The organism is Chryseobacterium sp. KBW03 (assembly GCF_003852415.1).
In the GTDB taxonomy this organism is placed as follows: Bacteria; Bacteroidota; Bacteroidia; order Flavobacteriales; family Weeksellaceae; genus Chryseobacterium; species Chryseobacterium viscerum.
In genome coordinates this window covers 1-1,459 of sequence record NZ_QAJO01000020.1, presented here as the reverse complement: position 1 = coordinate 1,459, position 1,459 = coordinate 1, and the positions used below count along the sequence as shown (strand labels likewise).

General features: G+C 37.2%; 1 protein-coding gene and 1 pseudogene. Both read left to right on the top strand.

Annotated features, from left to right (window positions below; all coding sequences use genetic code 11):
• Nucleotides 1–57: 57 nt before the first annotated feature.
• Nucleotides 58–360: pseudogene (locus DBR39_RS24640) on the top strand (putative quinol monooxygenase); the annotation flags it as partial.
• 548 nt (nt 361–908) lie between these two features.
• Complete coding sequence (locus DBR39_RS24080; RefSeq protein WP_123865849.1) at nt 909–1,205, top strand: DUF3861 domain-containing protein; 297 nt, start codon at nt 909–911, stop codon at nt 1,203–1,205.
• Nucleotides 1,206–1,459: the final 254 nt, after the last annotated feature.

Below are 1,459 nucleotides of genomic sequence, written 5' to 3'. Positions count from 1 at the left end.
AAAATTAAATGTAAATTTAATAGGCGAAATTTAAAGAACAACTTAATATTATGAATCATGACAATCACTAAAGGATTATTAGTTCGTTTAGAAGCGAAACATGGTAAAGATGACGAGGTGGAAGATTTCCTTTCGTCTGCCCTTCCGCTAGTACGGCAAGAGGCTGGAACAAAAGCTTGGTTTGCCCTCCGTTTTGGCCGGTCCGAATATGGCATCATTGATTTTTTCCCTGATGAAGCATCCCGTGATGCACATCTTAAAGGAGCAGTTGCCACCGTTTTAATTCAGAAAGCAGATGAATTATTTGAAACCTCCCCGGATATTCAAAAAATAGATATTCTCGCCAGCAAATTACCATCCGTAGCGCCAGCAGAAACTAATACAAAAGGACTATTGCTCACATTTAAAGCAAAAGAGGGCCACGAGCAGGAAGTGATACAATTTTTAAAAGATGCTCAGCCTTTGGTCATGGCGGAAGAAGATACAATAGCTTGGTTTGCTATCCATCTACCGAACGATGAGTACGGCATTTTCGATGTTTTTCCTGACAATGGTGGCCGTTTAAAGCATCTTGTAGGCCGCGTTCCTCAAGAATTAGCCAAACATGCACTTTCATTGCTTGGCAGTTTCCCAGATATGCATTTGCTTAAAATTACAGCCGAGAATTTTAATCCTTGAGTAAAATAAAGAAACTCATTATCCAAATGCCTGCCGCTAACACACGCTAAGCGATCATTGCCAAGGAGTTAGGCAAAACGAAGTTCAATATTACGAGAAAGTTTTATATTCACCGAAAGAACGCAGCCCGCTTTGCTTGGCAACGTCGCCTAGCGCGAGGACGTTAGCGGCAAGCCCCGAAAACTGCTAACAACCAAATTATAACTTAAAGAATAACAAAGTTTACAAACATGACAAAAAAATCAAATAAATACAGAATAAAATTAGAACAAGTTTCTTTAATGAAGGAAGATGCAAAATTATCAGATCCGATAATTGTGGAATTTGACAATCATGACGACATTTTTAAAATTATTGAAATTATGCGCGAAAAAAATCTATTTGAAGAAAAAAATCATTCGATAGAATTTGCAATAGGCATTAAAATGTTTGGCGAAGTAGTATTAAAAAATAAAAATAATCCACTTTTTGAAGAATTTTTTCCAGCCTTTGGAGATTTCATGAAGAAGCTAAAAAGTACAAATTAAAATAGTGATTTTTAAAAGGCCAGCCGCTAACAGCCGCTAATCGCCAGTGCGGTTTTTAGGTAAATAAAGTCATAATTTACTAATTTTGTTTACGTTAGCCGAAAGTACTCAGGTGCTTTTTCCGCACCGATCGGTTAGCGGCGAAACGTTATGTGCAAGCTCTTCCATTATTATTTGTAGGTTTATTAGCCTGAAAAACTGTATCTTTCCTCTATAAATTAACTATAATACAGTCCCCTTGCGCATTGGGTTTT

Coding starts and splice junctions, on each gene's coding strand:
- DBR39_RS24080 (WP_123865849.1), top strand. CDS start 909: ATGACAAAAAAATCAAATAAATACAGAATAAAATTAGAACAAGTTTCT.